This is a genomic window from Kribbella lupini (assembly GCF_039529595.1).
GTDB lineage: Bacteria > Actinomycetota > Actinomycetes > Propionibacteriales > Kribbellaceae > Kribbella > Kribbella lupini.
Genome location: NZ_BAAANC010000001.1, coordinates 1,493,128 through 1,510,530, shown reverse-complemented (window position 1 = coordinate 1,510,530; position 17,403 = coordinate 1,493,128). Strand labels below are relative to the sequence as shown.

Genomic DNA, 17,403 nt, shown 5'->3' with positions numbered 1-17,403 from the left:
CGGGCTCCGGCGGCGAGAGGGCTCCGGCGGTAGGCGGGCTCCAGCGGTAAGCCGGACTCCGGCGGTGGGCGGGCTGCGGCGGGTGCTCGCGGAGCGGCAGCTCGGCGCCGTGACGGCGGCGGTTCGGCTCCGGGCTCCGGCGGCCTCGCCGGCCCGATCGTGTCTCGGGGGCGGCGTCTAAGGTGGCGGCGTGGAGAACGAGACCAGTTGGCGCGATCGGCGGCGTGAGGCGGCCGCCGAGCAGGCGGCGGCGCTCGACCGGCGGCGCGCCCAGGAGACCGCCAAGGCCCGCGACCTGCTGCTGGAGTTCGTGGCGCAGGCGAAGGCCGCCGGGATCGAGCCCCAGCCGTTGCGGGCGCAGGTGGTGGGGTCGGGAGCGAGCTACCGGACCAACCTCGTCGGCTGGTACCTGAAGCGCAACAAGTCCCTCGCCGTCGATGCCGAGGGCAACTTCTACCTGCTCGGCGTCCAGTCCAGCCTGAAGGCGCGGCTGTCCGGGCTCCAGGTCGAGCCGTCCGATCCGCCGCTCACGGTCGGCCTGGGCGCCCGCGACGGCGAGTCGATGCCGCTCAAGGAGCTACTGCGCCTCCGCCTCGAAGCCGGCCGCGACTGGTCCTGAGACGCGCCGCGTGACGGTGACGTCCAGGCGCACGCGTACGTCGTACGCGACGAACAGCCCCCATCCCTCGGCGAGCGCGTTCCACACCACGCGCCAGTCCCGCCGGTCGAGCGTCAGCTCACCCTCGAACCTCAACTCCTCGCTCTGCTTCAGATCGAAGCTCATCGGCTTCGCCACACCGCGAATCGTCAGCACCCCGGTCACCCGGAAGACGCTGTCGTCGACCCGCGTCACCTCCGTCGACACAAAGGTGCCCAACGGATGCTCGGCCGCCGCGAGGAAGCTGCGCCGCAGGTGATCGTCACGCCGCTTGTTCCGCGTCTGGATGCTGTCGGCCCGGAACGTCAGCTCGACGCTCGCCGTCGACGGATCGTCCGCTTCGACGGTCAGACTCCCTTCCACCGTGTCAAAGCTGCCCCGCACCCGCCCGAACCCCTGACGCACGCTGAAGCCGAGCCGCGCGTCGAGCACGTAGTCGTTCATCTCAAACCTCCGGTGAGTTGCCCTCGCCGGGCAACGGGGTCTCGTCCCGGTACCTCATCTCGTACGACCGCTCGGCGAACCTCCAGCCGTCGGGCGTCCGCCGGTACCGGTCGTGGTAGATCGAGCAGTTGAAGTGCGAGCGCCCGTCGTACAGACGACCGAACTCGGTCACGTAGGCGCGGCCGGTCGCGGTGTCGCCGTCGATCACCAGCGACCCCAGGTGGGCGGTCTGGACGAAGTACTCCCACTGCTTCTGCAGCCGTGCGACCGCTTCCCGGATCGTGTCCCGCCCGGCGAACTCGAGATCGACCGGCACGATCCGCCAGACCCCGTCCTCGGTGAACAGCCCCGCCAGCCGCTCGTAGTCGCGTTGCATTCCCGCGTCGGTGAACTCACCCCGCAGGGCCTCGATCTCGACCCGGTCGGCGATAGCCTCGAAGTCGCTCATCGGTTTCCTCTCCTCACTCGTCTGCTGGTCCTCCGGTACGACGACGCAGCCGCGCGGAGTGTGAGGCCTGACAGATCGGGAGCCTGTTTCGTCGGACCAGGTGACAGGCAGAACCAGCGAGCAGCGGGAGCGGTGGATGACCGAGGACGACAGCCTCAGCCGGGTGATCGACGAGCGGCGGCAGCTGATCAACCTGGCGTACCGGATGCTCGGCTCGCTCGCCGACGCCGAGGACGTCGTCCAGGAGACCTACGCGCGCTGGTACGCCCAGACCGCCGCGCAGCGCGAGGCGATCGACTCCCCCGGCGCCTGGCTGACCACCGTGGCGAGCCGGATCTGCCTCGACGTGCTCGGGTCGGCCCGCGCCCGACGGGAGCGGTACGTCGGCGAGTGGATCCCCGAACCGCTCCCGGACGACACCGACTGGCTCGGCGGCCGCGGCACTCCCGACGATCCCGCCGACCGGGTGACGCTCGACGAGTCGGTCAACATGGCCTTCCTCGTCGTCCTGGAGTCGATGACGCCGGCCGAGCGGGTCGCGTTCGTCCTGCACGACGTGTTCCGCTACCCGTTCCCGGAGGTCGCCGAGATCGTCGGCCGTACGCCGGCCGCCTGCCGCCAACTCGCCTCGTCCGCCCGCCGCCGGCTCACGGGCTCCCGCGCCCCGGTCCGTCCCGCCCCCGAGCACGCCGCCGTGGTCCGCGCCTTCCAGCAGGCCTGGTCCGCCAACGACGTGAACGCCCTGATCGGCGTCCTGGACCCCGATGCCCTGGCCGTCGCCGACGGCGGCGGCGTCGTCTCCGCCCAGCTGAACCCCGTCACCGGCGCCGCCCAGATCGCCCGGATGCTGGTCGACATCTCGACGCTCGCCCCCGGCTTCACCATCCTCGAACGCCAGGTCAACGGCCGCCCGGGCGTCATCGCCAAGCTCGACGGCGTGACAGTCGTCGTGATGGCCCTCCACGTCGAGCACCAACGCATCAGCAACATCTGGGCCGTCCGCAACCCCGAAAAGCTCCGCCCCTGGACAACCAGCTGAACGCCCACCACTCACCAACCTCCCGCAACCCGAGACTCCCACCGGCTGCGAGCGCGAGCGTCGCCGCGGCGCCGGGGTTGGTGAGTGGTGCATGTCCGCCCACCGCCGCGAAGCCGACTCCCGCGCCGCCGGCGACTGCCCTACACCTCGTTCGCTCTGCCAGGTCACCCGCCACCACTGATCAAGCCCCGCACCACGGCCGAATCCAGCCCCAGCTGAGCGTGGAGGTCACGGTGGACCGACCGTTGATCAGTGGTGGGCGTCGGCGATCTCGCGCGGGCCCGCCGCGCGACCGAGCGGCTGGTCGCGTGGCCGCCCTGCGACCGAGCGGCTGCGTCGACGCCCACCACCGCCCAACGACCGGGGAGCGCCGCCATCCGCCACGCGCTGAGCGTGGACAACGGCAGCAGGCCGGGCTTGGTGGGTGGTGGGCGTCGGCGATCTCGCGCGGGACCGTCGCGAGCGGGCGGCTGGTCGCGTCGCCGCCCTGCGACCGAGCGGCTGATCACGTCGACGCCCACCACCGCCCAACGACCGGTGACCGCCGCCATCCGGCTCGCGCTGAGCGTGAGCGACGGCACCAGGCGGGGCTTGGTGGGTGGTGGGCGTCGGTGATCTCGCGCGACCGCCACGCGACCGAGCCGGCTGGTCGCGTCGACGCCCACCACCGCCCAACGACCGCTGACCGTCACCATCCGCCTCGCGCTGAGCGTGAGCGACGGCACCAGGCGGGCTTGGTGGGTGGTGGGCGCCGGTGATCTCGCGCGGGACCGCCACGCGACCGAGCCGGCTGGTCGCGTCGACGCCCACCACCGCCCAACGACCGTGGAGCGCCGCCATCCGCCTCCCGCTGAGCGTGAGCGACGGCACCAGGCGGGGCTTGGTGGGTGGTGGGCGTCGCCCTCAGCGGGCGAGGGATGCGGTGTAGAACCCGGCGAGCTCCTCGACGGCCGGGTCGACGTACTCGAGCTTGTCGTAGGTGTCGACGTGCGAAGCCCCATCCAGCCAGTGGAGGCGCTTCGGGCCCGTCGCGCGCTGGAAGGCGTCGAGGGTCATCCAGGCGGTGACCGCGCGGGAGCCGACGAGCATCAGGAGCGGCTGGCGGATCAGTGGTACGGCGGCGAAGGCGTCGAAGGTGGCCATTCGGTCGACGCTCGGCCACGGCATGATGCCGGGCGACCGGGGGTGTTCGCCCCGCGGCGTGCGGTAGTAGTCGAAGCCCTCGGCGGCGTGCTCCCCGCCGGCGGCACGGGCCTCGTCGGCCGTGGCTGGGAAGAGGTTCAGCGGCTCGACGACCTCGCCGCGGGCTTCCGCCGTGCGCGCCGCGGCGGCCAGGTCGAGCAGACCCTGGAACACCGCCGGGTCCTGCGCGCCGTCGGCCCCGAAGCGGAACTGGCGGGCGACGTCGGCCGCGCTCACCGTGCCGACGGCCTTGATGCGGTGGTCGCCCGCGGCGGCGTTCAGGACGTAGCCGCCGGAGGCGCAGATGCCGAGCGCGCCGATCCGCTCCGGGTCGACCTCGTCGCGTGTGGTCAGGTAGGAGACCGCCGCCTTGAAGTCCTCGATGCGTTGCGCCGGGTCCTCGAGGCCGCGCGGTGCGCCGCCGCTCTCGCCCTGGTACGCCGCGTCGAAGGCCAGCGCCACGAAGCCGGCCGCGGCCAGCTTCTGCGCGTACAGGCCGGACGCCTGCTCCTTCACGCCGGTGCCGGGGTGCCCGACCACGACGGCCGGCCCCGGCGCAGCGCGTCCTGCACGCCCGGACGCTGCTGTCGCCTGCTCGGGAAGGTAGAGGTGGCCGGCGACGGTGATGCCGTTGCTGTCGAAACTCACGATGTGCTTGCTCATGGCACCACGCTCTCCCCGCGGCGGCCACCCCAAAAGAGTCGGGTTTCTGCCCGGGAAGGATCCTTCCCTCCCACCACCACCCTCAGCGGCCGACAATGAAGGCATGACCGACGAACTGGGCGCCTTCCTGAAAGCGCGACGGGCGGCGCTGTCGCCGGACGAGGTCGGACTGCCGGACCTCGGTCGGCGCAAGGTCAAGGGCCTGCGCCGCGAGGAGGTCGCCCAGCTCGCGGCCATCAGCGTCGACTACTACACCCGCCTCGAGCAGGGCCGCGTCCAAGCGTCGGCGACCGTGCTCGCCACGCTCGTCCGCGCCCTGCGCCTGACCGACGACGAGCAGACCTACCTGTACGCCGTGGCCGGCAAGACCGACGCCCGCCCGCGCCGGCGCCGTCCGGTGCAGAAGGTGCGCCCGGCCATCCGGCGGCTGCTCGACCAGCTCGGCGAGACCCCGGCCGTTGCCCTCGGCCAGCGGATGGACATCGTCGCCTGGAACCGCACCGCCGCCGCGCTCTTCACCGACTTCGCGCAGCTACCCGTTGCCCACCGCAACTACATCCGGCTGATCTTCGCCGATCCCGCGGTCCGGGCGATGCACGTCGACTGGCAGCACGACGCCCGCGACGCCGTCGCCGCGCTGCGGATGGAGGCCGTGGCGACTCCGGACGACCCGGCGCTCGCCCAGCTCGTCGGCGAGCTGTCGGTCACCGACGCCGACTTCCGCGTCTGGTGGGCCGAGCAGCGGGTCAACTCGGCCGCGTACGGCACCAAGCACTACCGCCACGCGGTCGTCGGCGACCTCACGCTCGACTGCGACGTGTGGGCCAGCCCGGACGGGAGCGGCCAGCGCCTGATGGTGCTGACCGCCGAGCCCGGCAGCCCGTCGTACGACGGATTGCGCATCCTCGCCTCCTGGCAGGCGTCGCAGGTCCAGTGATGACTACTCGAGGAACTTGGCCGCCATTCCCGCCTGGTAGTCGCCGCCGGGGACCCGGGCGATGATGTTCATCCGGTTGGCGGCGTTGATGAAGGCGATCAGACAGATCAGCGTGCCGGCCTGGTCCTCGTCGAAGTGCTTGCGCACGGTCGCCCAGGTCTCGTCGGAGACTCCCTCGAAGGCGTCCGCGAGCCGAGTGCCCTCCTCGGCCAGCGCGAGCGCGGCCCGCTCCGGTTCGGTGAAGACGGTGGCCTCACGCCAGACGGCGACCATGTTGAGTCGGTGCTCGCTCTCGCCGGCCGCGACCGCCTCCTTGGTGTGCATGTCGACGCAGGCGGCGCAGCCGTTGATCTGACTCACCCGCAGCTGCACCAGTTCCCGTAACTCCCGCGGCAGCGCAGAGGTCTCGAAGATCATCGCCGCTCCGGCGAACCGCTTGGCCAGCTTGGTGGAGGTGGCGCCGGCCAGCAGGTTGATCCGAGCTTCCATCATCGTTCTCCTTCTCGTGACTTGGTCGTCCACGAGACACCTGCTGACCGGACCCCGTGACAGCGCGCCGGCGTGACCTGGGCCTCACCGTTAATCGAGTGGTGATCGAGCTCACCACCTGCTAGCGTCGCCGGTCTGTCTTTTCGGGTGGCTTGTCTGCACTGCGTGAAGGATCGCAACGAACCGGACGTGCTCCGGGGCGGGATCTCGAAGATCGCCGCCGCCGACGCGCTCGTTCGTTCCCTCCAGCACGAGAGGTCCCACACCGATGGCCGAAACCCAGCAGAGCTCCGAGCTCGACCAAGAGCGCGCCTACCTGGCCGAGTCCCGCGCCGCGCTGCGCCGGATGCACCACGACGTCACCGTCCGGGAGATCCCGGTGATCGGCGGCGAGGACAACGACGAGCGCTTCACCAACGAGGCCAACCAGCGCGCCCACCAGCAGCGCACCCTGGCGCTGCTCGACCTGCCCGACGTTCCGCTGTTCTTCGGCCGGCTCGACTACGAGCGCGGCGCGATCGAGGATCTCGACCGGTTCTACATCGGCCGCCGGCACGTGCACGACGGCAGCGGCGTACCGATGGTGATCGACTGGCGGGCGCCGGTGTCGGTCCCGTTCTACCGGGCGACCCGCAGCGATCGGCAGCACGTCCTGCTGCGTCGCCGGTACGGGTTCTCCGACACCGCCGAGCTGACCGGCTTCGAGGACGAGCCGATGATGGGCGCCGAGGAGCTCGACCAGGCCGACCGCTTCCTGCGCGCCGAGATCGAGCGCCCGCGCACCGGCCCGATGCGCGACATCGTCGCCACCATCCAGCCCGAGCAGGACGACCTCGTCCGCGCCCCGCTGCAGCCGAGCGTCTGCGTCCAGGGCGCCCCCGGTACGGGCAAGACCGCCGTCGGCCTGCACCGCGTCGCCTACCTGCTCTACACCGAGCGCGAGCGCCTGAGCCGCGGCGGCGTCGTGATCGTCGGGCCGAACCGCTCGTTCCTGTCCTACATCCGCAAGGTGCTGCCCGCGCTCGGCGAGGTGAACGTCCGGCAGATCACCATCGAGGAGCTGATCACGCAGCCGGTGCTCGCCGTCGACAGCTCGGAGGCCGCGCGGATCAAAGGCGACGCGCGGATGGCCGAGATCCTGCGCCGCGCGCTCTGGACGTCCGTCGGTACGCCGACCGAAGGAATCCTGTACAGCAAGGGATCCCAGCGTTACCGGGTGCACGACTACGAGCTGGTCGACATCGTCACCGCCCTGCACGGGTCGACCCGGTACACCCCGGGCCGGAACGCGCTCGCCCAGCGCATCGCGCACGCCGTACTGGTGCTGATGGAACGCCGCGGCGAGTCTCCCGACGACCGCGTGCAGAACGCCGTCGCCCGGTCGAAGCCGGTGAAGCAACTCGTCGACGCGGTGTGGCCGAAGGTGACGCCCGAGCAGATCCTGTGGAAGCTCTTCTCCGACGCGGAGTTCCTGGCAACCCAAGCACCCGAGCTGACCGATGAAGAGCGCCAGGCCCTGCTCTGGCCGAAGCCACCGCGCTCGGCGAAGTCGGCGAAGTGGTCGAGCGCCGACACCGTGCTGCTGGACGAGCTCGACGACCTGATCGAGCGGCACGCCGGTTCGCTCGGGCACCTCGTGCTGGACGAGGCGCAGGACCTGTCGGCGATGCAGCTGCGCGCGCTCGGGCGACGCTGCCGGAGCGGTTCGGCGACTGTTCTCGGCGATCTCGCCCAGGCGACGACCGCCTGGGCGGCCGGTCCGTGGGACCAGGTCCTCGCCCATCTCGGCAAGGAGGACGGCATCGTCGCCGAGCTCGACCGCGGCTTCCGGGTGCCCGAGCAGATCATCAACTTCGCGGCGCGGCTGCTGCCGGTCATCGCTCCGACCCTTGGTACGCCGAGCGGGATCCGAACCGTTGCCGAGGCCCTCAAAGTCGTTGCCGCTGACAAGCAAACCTTCGCGGCAACAATCGTCGAGGCCTGCCGGGAAGCCTTGGCCGGCGTCGGGTCGGTCGCGCTGATCGCCGCCGACGACCACGTCGAGCAGCTGCGCGACGTACTGGCCGCGGCCGGTCTGCAGCCCGCGCTGCTCGGGGCGGTCGAGGACGCGATGGACACGACCCGACTGGTCTGCGTCCCGGCGACGCTCGCCAAGGGTCTGGAGTTCGACGCGGTGGTCGTCGCCGAACCGGCGCGGATCGTCGCGGCCGAGCCGCGCGGGCTGCAGCGCCTGTACGTCGTACTGACGCGCGCAGTCAGCCGGTTGCAGATCGTGCACGCCGATCCGTTGCCCGAAGCCCTGGGATAGCGGGGGTTTCCCGGGGGCCGGTTCAGGTCTTTCCCGGTTACCGGCGGCCGGTGGGCGGCGGCAGGGTGGTGCTCATGATGATCAACCTGGGGACCGCGGCCCTGAGCACCGCGCTGATGGTGACGCCGTTGCCCACCACCGAACTGCAGCAAGAGGTCGACGCCGTCGTCGCCGCGGGCGCCACGAGCGCGACGGTCGAGATCAGCGGCGACGGCCGGCCGGTCCGCGCGTCGAGCGGCGCCGCCGTGGCCGGCACGAACCGGCCGGTCCCGCACAACGCCCGGTTCCGGATCGGGAGCGAGACGAAGACGTTCCTGGCGACCGTCGTGCTGCAACTGGTCGACGAAGGCCGGCTGAACCTCGACGACAAGGTCGAGCGAGTTCTACCGGGAGTTGTGCACGACGACCGGATCACGGTCCGGCAGCTGCTCAACCACAGCAGCGGTCTGCACGAGGTGCTCGCGACGATGCCGTCACCGCGCTCGGAGGAGTTCCTGGCGATCCGCTGGAAGACCTGGACCACCGAGGAGCTGGTCGCCCGCGCGACGGCGTACCCGGTGGACTTCGTCCCCGGCTCCCAGGTGGTCTACAACAACACCGGCTACCTGGTCCTCGGCCTGATCGTCGAGAAGCTCACCGGCCACTCGTACGGCGACGAGATCAAGCACCGCATCATCCAGCCGCTGAAGCTGAAGAGCACCTCGCTCCCGGGCACGAACCCGTTCATCCCCGGGCCGCACGCACGGGGCTACTTGCCGCTCGAGCGCGGGCTGGTGGACATCACCGAGGTCAACCCCTCGATCCTGAACGCGGCCGGGGAGATGATCTCCACCACCCGCGACCTGAACCGTTTCTTCCAGGCCCTGCTGGACGGCGAACTGCTCTCCGCCGACCTGACGCGGGAACTGCAGAGCACGGCCCGCGAGTCCAAGTACGGCCTGGGCGTGATCAGCCGCAAGCTGCCGTGCGGCACCGCCTGGGGCAAGGACGGTGACGCGCCGGGCTACTCGACCTGGACCTTCGTCGCGCCGGACAACCACCGCAGCGTCACCGTCTCGGTCACCTGGGGTGCGGGCAACCACAAGGCCGCCGTCAACGCCCTCCTCGACAAGGAGCTGTGCCGCTAGAGGGAGCCCGGGAGACACCCCTAGCGACGTACGAGCGTGTAGTGGGTGACCGCCGGCGAGCTGAGGTGCCGGACGACCTCGTACCGCTTCAACGCGTCCCCGAGGCCGGCGAACAGCGGCTCGCCGGCCCCGGCGAGGATCGGCGCGACGGCGATGTCGAGCTGGTCGATCAACCCCGCCCGCAGGTACTGCCGGACCGTCGCCGCGCCGCCCGCGACGATGACGTCCTTCTCACCAGCCGCCGCCTTCGCCTTGTCCAGCACGACCTCGATCGGCTCGTCGGTGAAGTGGAACGTCGTGCCACCCTCCATCCGCACGTCCGCCCGCGGGTGGTGGGTGAACACCCAGACGTCGTGGTGGTACGGCGGGTTGGGGCCCCACCAGCCGGTCCACGACTCGTCCGGCCACTCGCCCCGCACCGGCCCGAACATGTTGCGGCCCATGATGGTCGCCCCGAACGACTCGGCGTCCAGGCCGACCTCGGCGTCCAGCCCGGTCGCGGTCCCGTCGAACAGCGGGTCCATCCAGTCGTGCAGGTGGTCGACCCCGTCCCCGAACGGCGCGTCGAGCCGCTGATTCGTGCCCGCGCCGAACCCGTCCAGCGTGATCGTGAAATTGTGAACCCGAACCTTGCCCATGATCGTTCCCTCCGGTGAGTTCCTGCTGACACCCCTTGGTCGGAGCGGCCGGGCAGGCTTTGACATCTAAACTGACCAGATGCCGGGCCGCAGAGCGAAGGTTGCCGACGTTCACGAGATCGCCCTCGCGATGCCGCACGTCACCGTGGAGAAGGGTGGATCCGGCAACCCGGTCTACCAGGTCGGCGGGAAGTCGTTCGTCTTCTTCCGGACCCCGCGGCCGGACGCGTTCGACCCGGAGACCGGCGAGCGGTACGACGACGTGATCGTGATCTGGGTCCCGGCCGAGGAGGACAAGCTCGCGCTGGTCTCCGACGAGGGCAGCCCGTTCTTCACCACCCCGCACTTCGACGGGCACCTGTCGGTCCTGGTCCGCGGCAGCGAGCTCGGCGCCCTGTCGAGGCAGGAACTGGCCGAGGTGATCCAGGACGCGTGGCTGTCCCGCGCCTCCAAGCGGCGGGCGACTGCCTGGCTCGAGGAGCATCGACTGGCCTGATCCCCGGCTATCGTCCAGGGAACTCGGGGAGGCGGTCAGCATGAGCGGTGGAACAGTAGTCGTCGTAGTGATCTGCCTGGTCGCTGCGGCCGGGCTGACGTGGGGCATCGTCGCGCTCGTCCGGCGGCAGCAGTACATCAAGTCGCTGCGCGAACGCGGCTGGACCTTCGTGAACAGCCCGCAGCTCGACGCCGTCGCGCGACTCACCAACCCGCCGTTCGGGATCGGCTTCCGGCGCGATCCGGACGACCAGATCACCGGTCACACCACGTCCGGCCGTCCGTTCCAGGTGATTGAGTACAGCTCGGGCCACTGGAAGGGCTGGGTCGGCATGGTCACGCTTTCCCGCCGGCTGCCCGAGCTGTGGGTGATGGGCGGCGACACCAGGCCCCGGTACGGCGTGGAGGCGGCCGCGATGCCGTCCCCGGCCGCGCTCGGCCCGGGCTGGCAGATCGGTGCGCTCGATCCGGCGTACGCCGCGGAGGTGCTCACCCCGCAGGTCTGCAACCAGCTCAACGGGCTCGCAGGCGGAATGCCCGGGCTCAACCTCAGCATCGACTCCGACCAGCTGACCGTGCTCGACCCGCCGCGCAAGGACGTCGAGCAGCTCGGTCCCTGGCTGGACCAGCTGGCCGCCGTCGCCGACGCGATCGACGCGACGCCGCTGGACCACTGGATCCAGCCCGAGCTGCCTCCGCGCTTCTCCTTCTACCACCACCCGGACTGGTACTGGATCGGCGTCGACGACAGCCTGCTCGAGGTCACCCCGACCTCGCGGTCCGGCCACAGCCACCGCACCGAGGACGTGATCCGCGGCCGCGACGGCGACGGCCCGCCGTTCGTCGCGTTCACCCACCACTGGCAGACGACCCGGACCGAGAGCTACACCGACAGCGAGGGCCGGACCCAGACGCGGACCGTCACCGAGAACCACAGCGAGGCGATCCTCGGGTTCCAGCTGCCGGTGCCGATGCCCGAGCTGACCGTGGCCGGCCGCTCGTTCGGGCGCGGGATCAGCTTCGAGAGCGAACGGTTCAACGACCAGTTCAAGGTCACCTCGCCGAGCACCAAGTTCGCGTACGACGTGATCCACCCGCGCCAGATGGAGTTCCTGATGGCCAGCTCCCCGGCGCCGTTCCGGATCGTCGAGGACTGGGTCTGGTTCTCCCCCGGCGACCACAGCCAGCACTCGATCGCGCACAGCTCACGCTTCCTGCGCGAGTTCCTGGCCGGCATCCCGCGGTTCGTCTGGCGCGACCTCGGACTGTCTGATGCGCCATACCCACGCCTCGACCCGGTGTCGCCGGGCAGTTAGCTCACTCACACCAGGTCACATTCGGCCGTCGCGCGCGGTCCTCTGGGTAGCAGGCACCATCCCGGGCTATCCAGAGGAGCGTCACCGTGACCGTCACCGAGCAGCAGATCTCCACCTCCGTCCTGGTGATCGGGACCGGCGGCGGTGGGCTGCGCGCCGCCATCGAACTCGCCGAGCGGGGCATCGACGTCCTGGCCCTCGGCAAACGCTCGCGCTCGGACGCGCACACCTCGCTGGCCGCCGGCGGGATCAACGCGGCGCTCGCCACGATGGACCCCGAGGACACCTGGCAGCAGCACGCCGCCGACACCCTGCGCGAGAGCTACCTGCTGGCCAATCCCGTCACCGTCCAGATCGTCACCGAGCAGGCTGCCCGCGGGATCGCGGACCTGGAGCGGTACGGCATGCCGTTCGCCCGCGAGGCCGACGGGCGGATCTCGCAGCGGTTCTTCGGCGCGCACACCTACCGCCGGACGGCGTTCGCCGGTGACTACACCGGGCTCGAGATCCAGCGCACGCTGGTCAACCGCGCGGTCCAGCTGAACGTACCGATCCTCGACACCGTCTACGTGACCCGGATCCTGACCAAGGACAACCGCGTCTTCGGCGCGTACGGCTTCGACCAGGTGACCGGCAAGCGGTACCTGATCCGCGCCGACGCGGTGATCCTGGCCGCCGGCGGTCACACCCGGATCTGGCGGCACACCTCGTCGCGGCGCGACGAGAACACCGGCGACTCGTTCCGGCTCGCCGTCGAGGCCGGTGGCCGGATCCGCGACCCCGAGCTGGTCCAGTTCCACCCGTCCGGCCTGATCGAGCCGGAGAACGCGGCCGGCACGCTGGTCTCCGAGGCCGCCCGCGGCGAAGGCGGCCAGCTGCGCAACGCGGCCGGGGAACGCTTCATGGCCCGGTACGACGCCGAGCGGATGGAGCTGTCCACGCGGGACCGCGTCGCGCTGGCGGCGTACACGGAGATCAAGGAAGGCCGCGGGACGGAGCACGGCGGCGTCTGGCTCGACGTCTCGCACCTCCCGCGCGAGACGATCATGCGGCGGCTGCCGCGGGTCTACCAGACGCTGCTCGAGCTGCAGATGCTCGACATCACCAAGGAGCCGATCGAGATCGCGCCGACGGCCCACTACTCGATGGGTGGCGTGTGGGTCCGGCCCGAGGACCACGGCACCGGCGTCGACGGCCTGTACGCGATCGGCGAGGCGGCCAGCGGGCTGCACGGCGCGAACCGGCTGGGCGGCAACTCGCTGATCGAACTGATGGTCTTCGGCCGGATCGTCGCCGAGGACGCGGCCCGGTACTCGACCGGTCTGCAGCGGCAGGAGCGCTCGGCCGCGGCGGTCGGTGAAGCTCGCGCGGAGGTCGACGGGCTGCTCGCGAGCGACGGCGAGGAGAACGTCCGCGCTCTCCAGCGAGCGCTGCGGAACACGATGACGACGCGGGCGGGCGTCGTACGGGACGAGGAAGGGCTGACCGCCGGCCTCGACGAACTGTCGGAGGTCGAGGACCGGATGGCCGACCTCGGCGTGCATCCCGACATCGCCGGGTTCCAGGACCTCGCGCACGCCTTCGACCTCAAGGCCTCGGCGCTGGCCGCGCGGGCCACGCTCGAAGCCGCGCTGGTACGGCGGGAGACGCGAGGCTGCCACAACCGCTCGGACTACCCCGAGCTGGACGAGAAGCTGCAGGTCAACCTCGTCTGGTCGGGTCGTGGCCAGGTCGAGCAAGAGAAGATCCCGGCGGTCCCGGCCGAGCTGAGCGCGCTGATGCGTGAGGTCTCCACCGAGGGCAAGCTCGTGGAATGAGGCCCTAGGCAACCTGTTCACCGGCGCTGTCACAGGGCTCGTGGCTGTCCTGTCTTAGCTGGTGACCGGACGGCAACGGGTGCCGCCGGCGAACAGGAAGGCGTCACGATGAAGGTCGTCGTCATCGGCGGTACCGGTCTGATCGGTTCGAAGATCGTCGCGCAGCTCGGCGAGCACGGGCACGATGCGGTCGCCGCCGCACCGAGCACGGGCGTCAACACCCTGACCGGTGAGGGGCTGGCCGAGGCCCTCACCGGCGCCGACGTGGTGGTCGACGTGTCGAACGCGCCGGTCTGGGAGGACGACGCGGTGATGGAGTTCTTCGAGACGTCCACCCGCAACGTGCTCGCCGCCGAGCAGGCGGCCGGCGTCCGGCACCACGTCGCGCTGTCGGTGGTCGGTACCGAGCAGCTCGTGGAGAGCGGCTACTTCCGGGCCAAGCTCGCGCAGGAGAAGCTGATCGAGAGCTCCCCGGTGCCGTACTCGATCGTCCGCGCGACCCAGTTCTTCGAGTTCGTCCCGAGCATCGCCGACGCGTCGACCGACGGCGCGACGGTGCACCTCAAGCACGTCTTCTTCCAGCCGATGGCCGGTGCCGACGTGGCCCGGGCGGTCGGCCGGACCGCGGTCGGCGAGCCGCTGAACGGCACGGTGAACGTGGCCGGCCCGGAGCGCTTCCGGATGGACGACTTCTTCCGCGACGTACTTGCTGCCGGCAACGACCCGCGGCAGGTCGTGACCGACCCGGAGGCCGTCTACTTCGGCATCTCCCCCACCGAGTACGCCCTCGTCCCCGGCGACGACGCCCAGCTCGGCGAGACGCCGTACGGCGAGTGGCTGCGCTCCAACTCCTGATCCATCCCCCTTCCCTTTGGAGGTACTCCCATGTCTTGGCAGAACGCGCTGACCGTCCTGCAGGAGGTCGAGCCGCCGGTGATCCCGGACGGCGCGCACGCGATGACCGTCGTCATCGAGTACCCGCCCGGCGACCCGGGCGCTCCCCCGCACCGTCACCCCGGCGGCCCGGCGTTCGGGTACGTGATCGAGGGCGAGATGCGATTCGAGCTGGAAGGTGAGCCGCCGCGGGTCCTCACGGCGGGCGAGGCGTTCTGGGAGCCGGGCGGCGACGTCATCCACTACTCCGACGGTAACGCCAGCGACGAGACCACGTTGCGCTTCACCGTCACCATGCTCTGCGACCCGAGCCAGCCGATGCTGGTCCTGGTCGAAGCCGACGAGCTCGAGCAGCGCAAGCACCTGCGCGCGTCCTGACCCTTCGAAAGGAAGAATCGTGGAGCTGGAAGATCTGCGGGAGCACCTGCAGTGGGCGATCGAGCTGGAGCACGCCACGCTGCCGCCGTACCTCGTGGCGCTCTACTCCCTCGACCCGGAGCGCAACCCGGACGCCGTGCAGGTGGTGGGCAGCGTGTTCGCCGAGGAGATGATCCACCTCGCGCTGGCGGCGAACTTGCTGAACGCGGTCGGCGGTACGCCGCGGCTGGACACGCCGGCCATCCTGCCCGGGCACCCGCGGACGATGCCGCACGGCGACCGGTCGCTGGAGCTGTCGCTGGTGCCGTTCGGGGCCGAGGCGTTGCAGATGTTCCTGCGGCTGGAGCAGCCGGCGCCGCCGAACGCTCCGGCCGAGGGCGACGACTACGAGACGATCGGGCAGTTCTACACCGCGATCGAGGACGGCCTGCGCGACCTGACCGAACGGCTCGGTGAGGCGGCGGTGTTCACCGGCGACCCGTCGTACCAGGTCACGGCCGGGCCGTTCGCGCACAGCAGCAGCAAGGTGACCGCGGTGACCGATCTGGCGTCGGCGCTGGCCGCGCTGGAGGAGATCGTCGAGCAGGGCGAGGGGACGTCGCACGGAGAGGTGTGGGACGGCGATCAGGACGTCTTCCACCCCGACCGGGCCGAGGTCGCGCACTACTACCGCTTCCAGGAGCTGGCCCAGGGCCGGCGGTACCAGCTCGGCGACACGCCGCGCTCGGGGCCGAGCGGCGAGAAGCTGGCGGTCGACTACGCCGGGGTGCTGCCGATGCGACGCAACCCCCAGCTCGCCGAGGCCGGCAGCCCGGTCCGAGCGGCTCAGGACGCGTTCAACAAGACGTACCGGGGGCTGCTGGCGCAGCTCCAGCTCGCGTTCAACGGGTCGCCGCAGCAGCTCGGCGCGTCGGTCGGCACCATGTACACGCTGAAGGCGCAGGCCCAGGCGCTGATGGCCATGCCCGACGGAGAAGGCACCACGGCCGGGCCGACGTTCAGCTGATCGACGGGGGTGCAGCACCGATCCGGTGCTGCACCCGACGTTTGATGCCTGGGTACGAGTGCGATGCAAAATGACCGCGGTCCGGAGAAGCGGCCGCGCCGTGACGATCACGTCGCGAGGTCACCTTCATGCACACCGTCGTACCCACCCACTGCTCCACGGCCGAGGACCGCGCGTTGCGCGAGGCGGCCACCCAGGAACTGCTGGAATCCCGTGCCCGGTCCACCGACGACGCCGAAAGGCAGCGGCTGCTCGAAGAGGTCGTCCAGCTCAACCTCGAGATCGCCCGCGGCATCGCGCAGCGGTTCCGCGGCCGGGGCGTCGAGGACGAGGACCTCGAACAGGTCGCCTGCCTCGGCCTGATGAAGGCCGTCCGCGGCTACCGGCTCGACGACGGCGTCCCGTTCATCGGATACGCCGTCCCGACCATTCGCGGCGAGGTGAAACGCTACTTCCGCGACTGCAGCTGGACGGTCCGCATCCCGCGCCGGCTGCAGGAGCTCCAGGGCCGGATCGCCGCCGTCCTGCCGCGGCTGGAGCAGGAGCTCGGCCGCGAACCGACCCTCGACGAGATCGCCGCCGCGCTCGGGGTCGGGGTCGGCGAGGTCCGCCAGGCCGAGGGCGCGCGGGGCTGCTTCACCGTGCTGTCCCTCGACCGTCCGGCCGGCCGCGACGACAACGAACTGGTCCTGGCCGACGTCATCGCCGCCACCGAGGACCCCCAGCTGCACCGGTTCGAGGCCACCGAGATGCTGTCGCCGCTGATCGCCGGCCTGGAACCCCGCGACCGCGAGATCCTCGAGCTCCGTTTCGTCGAGAACTGGAAGCAGGCCGACATCGGCGACAAGCTCGGCATCAGCCAGATGCAGGTCTCCCGGCTGCTGACCCGCATCCTGGCCGGGCTCCGCGACCAGCTGCAACCGGCAGCCGCCTGACCTCGCGCCGGGGCCGTCAGGCCTCGGCGCGGTCCTTTCCGTGGTGCCGGGCGACCCGCGCCCGGTTACCGCACGGCGTACCGCACCAGGACTGGTTCGGGCGACGCCGGTAGAAGAGCTGCCCGCAGCCCGGCGCGTCACACAGCGCGAGCTCGCTCGGTCCGGCGACCAGCACGTCCCGCACCTCACCGGCGAGCCGCGCCAGCAGCAGCGTGAACGGACGCGGCGACCCCACCGGCCTTGCCTCGGCCGTCCCCGGGGCATCGCCGAGAGCCAGCACCTCCGGCGCCGCCGCCAGCGCTTCGTTCAGTACGGCGGCGTCGGCCGCGTCCCACTCCCCGTGCCCGGTCGCCGCGCGCAAGAGCCGCAACGCCGGATCCCGGACGGCGAGGAAATCCGCCACGTCCCGCGCGCTCACCTGCTCCGGGCGTGGACCGGGCAACGCCGCCGCGTCCAGCCAGGAGTCCAGATCGGCCGGCGACCGGATCAGCTCGATCTCGGTCCAACCGCGGCGAATGACGGTGTTGACGAAGTCGAGCGCGGGCCAGCCCTCCAGCCAGGTCCAGCTCGGTACGTCGTCCATCCTCGCAGTCTAGCGCGACACGCTAATGCTTTACCGATTGAAAAGC

19 protein-coding genes are annotated in these 17,403 nt (G+C 70.9%); 12 read left to right on the top strand and 7 right to left on the bottom strand.

The genetic code is table 11. The features are described from left to right. The first annotated feature begins 190 nt into the window (after positions 1-190). Entirely contained in the window at positions 191-619 is a 429-nt protein-coding gene (locus ABD235_RS06870) for a hypothetical protein (RefSeq protein WP_344171111.1), read from the top strand. Here ABD235_RS06870 and ABD235_RS06865 read toward each other — a convergent pair. Both ABD235_RS06865 and ABD235_RS06860 read right to left on the bottom strand, forming a co-directional pair. After that, the gene (locus ABD235_RS06865; RefSeq protein ID WP_344171109.1) at positions 578-1,102 is read right to left on the bottom strand and encodes a YceI family protein; all 525 of its coding nucleotides are present in this window, start codon (positions 1,100-1,102) and stop codon (positions 578-580) included. The two genes, ABD235_RS06870 and ABD235_RS06865, sit on opposite strands and share 42 nt — an antisense overlap. Position 1,103: 1 nt before the next feature. Next, positions 1,104-1,550, bottom strand: coding sequence for a nuclear transport factor 2 family protein (locus tag ABD235_RS06860; RefSeq protein ID WP_344171107.1), 447 nt, complete (start codon positions 1,548-1,550; stop codon positions 1,104-1,106). A gap of 136 nt (positions 1,551-1,686) precedes the next feature. Here ABD235_RS06860 and sigJ point away from each other — a divergent pair, with 136 nt between their 5' ends. Beyond that, the gene (gene sigJ / locus ABD235_RS06855) at positions 1,687-2,589 is read left to right on the top strand and encodes an RNA polymerase sigma factor SigJ (RefSeq protein ID WP_344171105.1); all 903 of its coding nucleotides are present in this window, start codon (positions 1,687-1,689) and stop codon (positions 2,587-2,589) included. Positions 2,590-2,753: 164 nt separating this feature from the next. Here sigJ and ABD235_RS06850 read toward each other — a convergent pair whose 3' ends face one another. Both ABD235_RS06850 and ABD235_RS06845 read right to left on the bottom strand, forming a co-directional pair. Further along, the gene (locus ABD235_RS06850) at positions 2,754-3,314 is read right to left on the bottom strand and encodes a hypothetical protein (protein ID WP_344171103.1); all 561 of its coding nucleotides are present in this window, start codon (positions 3,312-3,314) and stop codon (positions 2,754-2,756) included. A gap of 178 nt (positions 3,315-3,492) precedes the next feature. Beyond that, positions 3,493-4,434 carry an alpha/beta hydrolase gene (locus tag ABD235_RS06845; protein WP_344171101.1) on the bottom strand — a complete coding sequence of 314 codons (942 nt, stop codon included), beginning with the start codon at positions 4,432-4,434 and terminating at the stop codon, positions 3,493-3,495. A gap of 103 nt (positions 4,435-4,537) precedes the next feature. On the opposite strand from ABD235_RS06845, the gene ABD235_RS06840 reads away from it, so the two are divergent. Further along, the gene (locus tag ABD235_RS06840; protein ID WP_344171099.1) at positions 4,538-5,371 is read left to right on the top strand and encodes a helix-turn-helix domain-containing protein; all 834 of its coding nucleotides are present in this window, start codon (positions 4,538-4,540) and stop codon (positions 5,369-5,371) included. A gap of 3 nt (positions 5,372-5,374) precedes the next feature. Here the strand turns inward: ABD235_RS06840 and ABD235_RS06835 are convergent, their stop codons facing one another. After that, on the bottom strand, positions 5,375-5,860 hold the full coding sequence (locus ABD235_RS06835; RefSeq protein WP_344171097.1) for a carboxymuconolactone decarboxylase family protein: 486 nt from the start codon (positions 5,858-5,860) through the stop codon (positions 5,375-5,377). 268 nt (positions 5,861-6,128) lie between these two features. Between ABD235_RS06835 and ABD235_RS06830 the strand changes: the two genes are divergently transcribed. Together ABD235_RS06830 and ABD235_RS06825 are read left to right on the top strand one after the other, a co-directional pair. Beyond that, a complete protein-coding gene (locus ABD235_RS06830; RefSeq protein ID WP_344171095.1) occupies positions 6,129-8,168 on the top strand; it encodes a HelD family protein in 2,040 nt (679 codons plus the stop codon). Positions 8,169-8,242: 74 nt separating this feature from the next. After that, the gene (locus ABD235_RS06825) at positions 8,243-9,295 is read left to right on the top strand and encodes a serine hydrolase domain-containing protein (RefSeq protein WP_344171093.1); all 1,053 of its coding nucleotides are present in this window, start codon (positions 8,243-8,245) and stop codon (positions 9,293-9,295) included. A 20-nt stretch (positions 9,296-9,315) separates the two neighbouring features. Here the strand turns inward: ABD235_RS06825 and ABD235_RS06820 are convergent, their stop codons facing one another. Beyond that, a complete protein-coding gene (locus tag ABD235_RS06820; protein WP_344171091.1) occupies positions 9,316-9,933 on the bottom strand; it encodes a dihydrofolate reductase family protein in 618 nt (205 codons plus the stop codon). 79 nt (positions 9,934-10,012) lie between these two features. Between ABD235_RS06820 and ABD235_RS06815 the strand changes: the two genes are divergently transcribed. From ABD235_RS06815 to ABD235_RS06785, 7 genes are all read left to right on the top strand, one after another. Continuing rightward, positions 10,013-10,429 (top strand): MmcQ/YjbR family DNA-binding protein, encoded by a 417-nt coding sequence (locus ABD235_RS06815; RefSeq protein ID WP_344171089.1) that lies wholly within the window; start codon positions 10,013-10,015, stop codon positions 10,427-10,429. Positions 10,430-10,469: 40 nt separating this feature from the next. Further along, positions 10,470-11,744, top strand: coding sequence for a hypothetical protein (locus tag ABD235_RS06810; protein WP_344171087.1), 1,275 nt, complete (start codon positions 10,470-10,472; stop codon positions 11,742-11,744). An 86-nt stretch (positions 11,745-11,830) separates the two neighbouring features. Next, positions 11,831-13,561, top strand: coding sequence for an L-aspartate oxidase (locus ABD235_RS06805; RefSeq protein ID WP_344171084.1), 1,731 nt, complete (start codon positions 11,831-11,833; stop codon positions 13,559-13,561). 108 nt (positions 13,562-13,669) lie between these two features. Then, a complete protein-coding gene (locus tag ABD235_RS06800; RefSeq protein ID WP_344171082.1) occupies positions 13,670-14,416 on the top strand; it encodes an SDR family oxidoreductase in 747 nt (248 codons plus the stop codon). A 30-nt stretch (positions 14,417-14,446) separates the two neighbouring features. Then, positions 14,447-14,833 (top strand): cupin domain-containing protein, encoded by a 387-nt coding sequence (locus ABD235_RS06795; RefSeq protein WP_344171079.1) that lies wholly within the window; start codon positions 14,447-14,449, stop codon positions 14,831-14,833. A gap of 19 nt (positions 14,834-14,852) precedes the next feature. Beyond that, complete coding sequence (locus ABD235_RS06790) at positions 14,853-15,839, top strand: ferritin-like domain-containing protein (RefSeq protein WP_344171076.1); 987 nt, start codon at positions 14,853-14,855, stop codon at positions 15,837-15,839. A 128-nt stretch (positions 15,840-15,967) separates the two neighbouring features. Further along, the gene (locus tag ABD235_RS06785; protein ID WP_344171073.1) at positions 15,968-16,774 is read left to right on the top strand and encodes a SigB/SigF/SigG family RNA polymerase sigma factor; all 807 of its coding nucleotides are present in this window, start codon (positions 15,968-15,970) and stop codon (positions 16,772-16,774) included. Positions 16,775-16,790: 16 nt separating this feature from the next. Here the strand turns inward: ABD235_RS06785 and ABD235_RS06780 are convergent, their stop codons facing one another. Beyond that, positions 16,791-17,357 (bottom strand): CGNR zinc finger domain-containing protein, encoded by a 567-nt coding sequence (locus ABD235_RS06780; protein ID WP_344171070.1) that lies wholly within the window; start codon positions 17,355-17,357, stop codon positions 16,791-16,793. Positions 17,358-17,403 lie beyond the last annotated feature (46 nt).

Bases quoted from the DNA above. Each gene is read 5' to 3' on its own strand.
- ABD235_RS06795 (WP_344171079.1), top strand. From the start codon at position 14,447: ATGTCTTGGCAGAACGCGCTGACCGTCCTGCAGGAGGTCGAGCCGCCG.
- ABD235_RS06800 (WP_344171082.1), top strand. From the start codon at position 13,670: ATGAAGGTCGTCGTCATCGGCGGTACCGGTCTGATCGGTTCGAAGATC.
- ABD235_RS06840 (WP_344171099.1), top strand. From the start codon at position 4,538: ATGACCGACGAACTGGGCGCCTTCCTGAAAGCGCGACGGGCGGCGCTG.
- ABD235_RS06835 (WP_344171097.1), bottom strand. From the start codon at position 5,860: ATGGAAGCTCGGATCAACCTGCTGGCCGGCGCCACCTCCACCAAGCTG.
- ABD235_RS06780 (WP_344171070.1), bottom strand. From the start codon at position 17,357: ATGGACGACGTACCGAGCTGGACCTGGCTGGAGGGCTGGCCCGCGCTC.
- ABD235_RS06785 (WP_344171073.1), top strand. From the start codon at position 15,968: ATGCACACCGTCGTACCCACCCACTGCTCCACGGCCGAGGACCGCGCG.
- ABD235_RS06860 (WP_344171107.1), bottom strand. From the start codon at position 1,550: ATGAGCGACTTCGAGGCTATCGCCGACCGGGTCGAGATCGAGGCCCTG.
- ABD235_RS06830 (WP_344171095.1), top strand. From the start codon at position 6,129: ATGGCCGAAACCCAGCAGAGCTCCGAGCTCGACCAAGAGCGCGCCTAC.
- ABD235_RS06815 (WP_344171089.1), top strand. From the start codon at position 10,013: ATGCCGGGCCGCAGAGCGAAGGTTGCCGACGTTCACGAGATCGCCCTC.
- ABD235_RS06825 (WP_344171093.1), top strand. From the start codon at position 8,243: ATGATGATCAACCTGGGGACCGCGGCCCTGAGCACCGCGCTGATGGTG.
- ABD235_RS06820 (WP_344171091.1), bottom strand. From the start codon at position 9,933: ATGGGCAAGGTTCGGGTTCACAATTTCACGATCACGCTGGACGGGTTC.
- ABD235_RS06865 (WP_344171109.1), bottom strand. From the start codon at position 1,102: ATGAACGACTACGTGCTCGACGCGCGGCTCGGCTTCAGCGTGCGTCAG.
- ABD235_RS06845 (WP_344171101.1), bottom strand. From the start codon at position 4,434: ATGAGCAAGCACATCGTGAGTTTCGACAGCAACGGCATCACCGTCGCC.
- sigJ (WP_344171105.1), top strand. From the start codon at position 1,687: ATGACCGAGGACGACAGCCTCAGCCGGGTGATCGACGAGCGGCGGCAG.
- ABD235_RS06810 (WP_344171087.1), top strand. From the start codon at position 10,470: ATGAGCGGTGGAACAGTAGTCGTCGTAGTGATCTGCCTGGTCGCTGCG.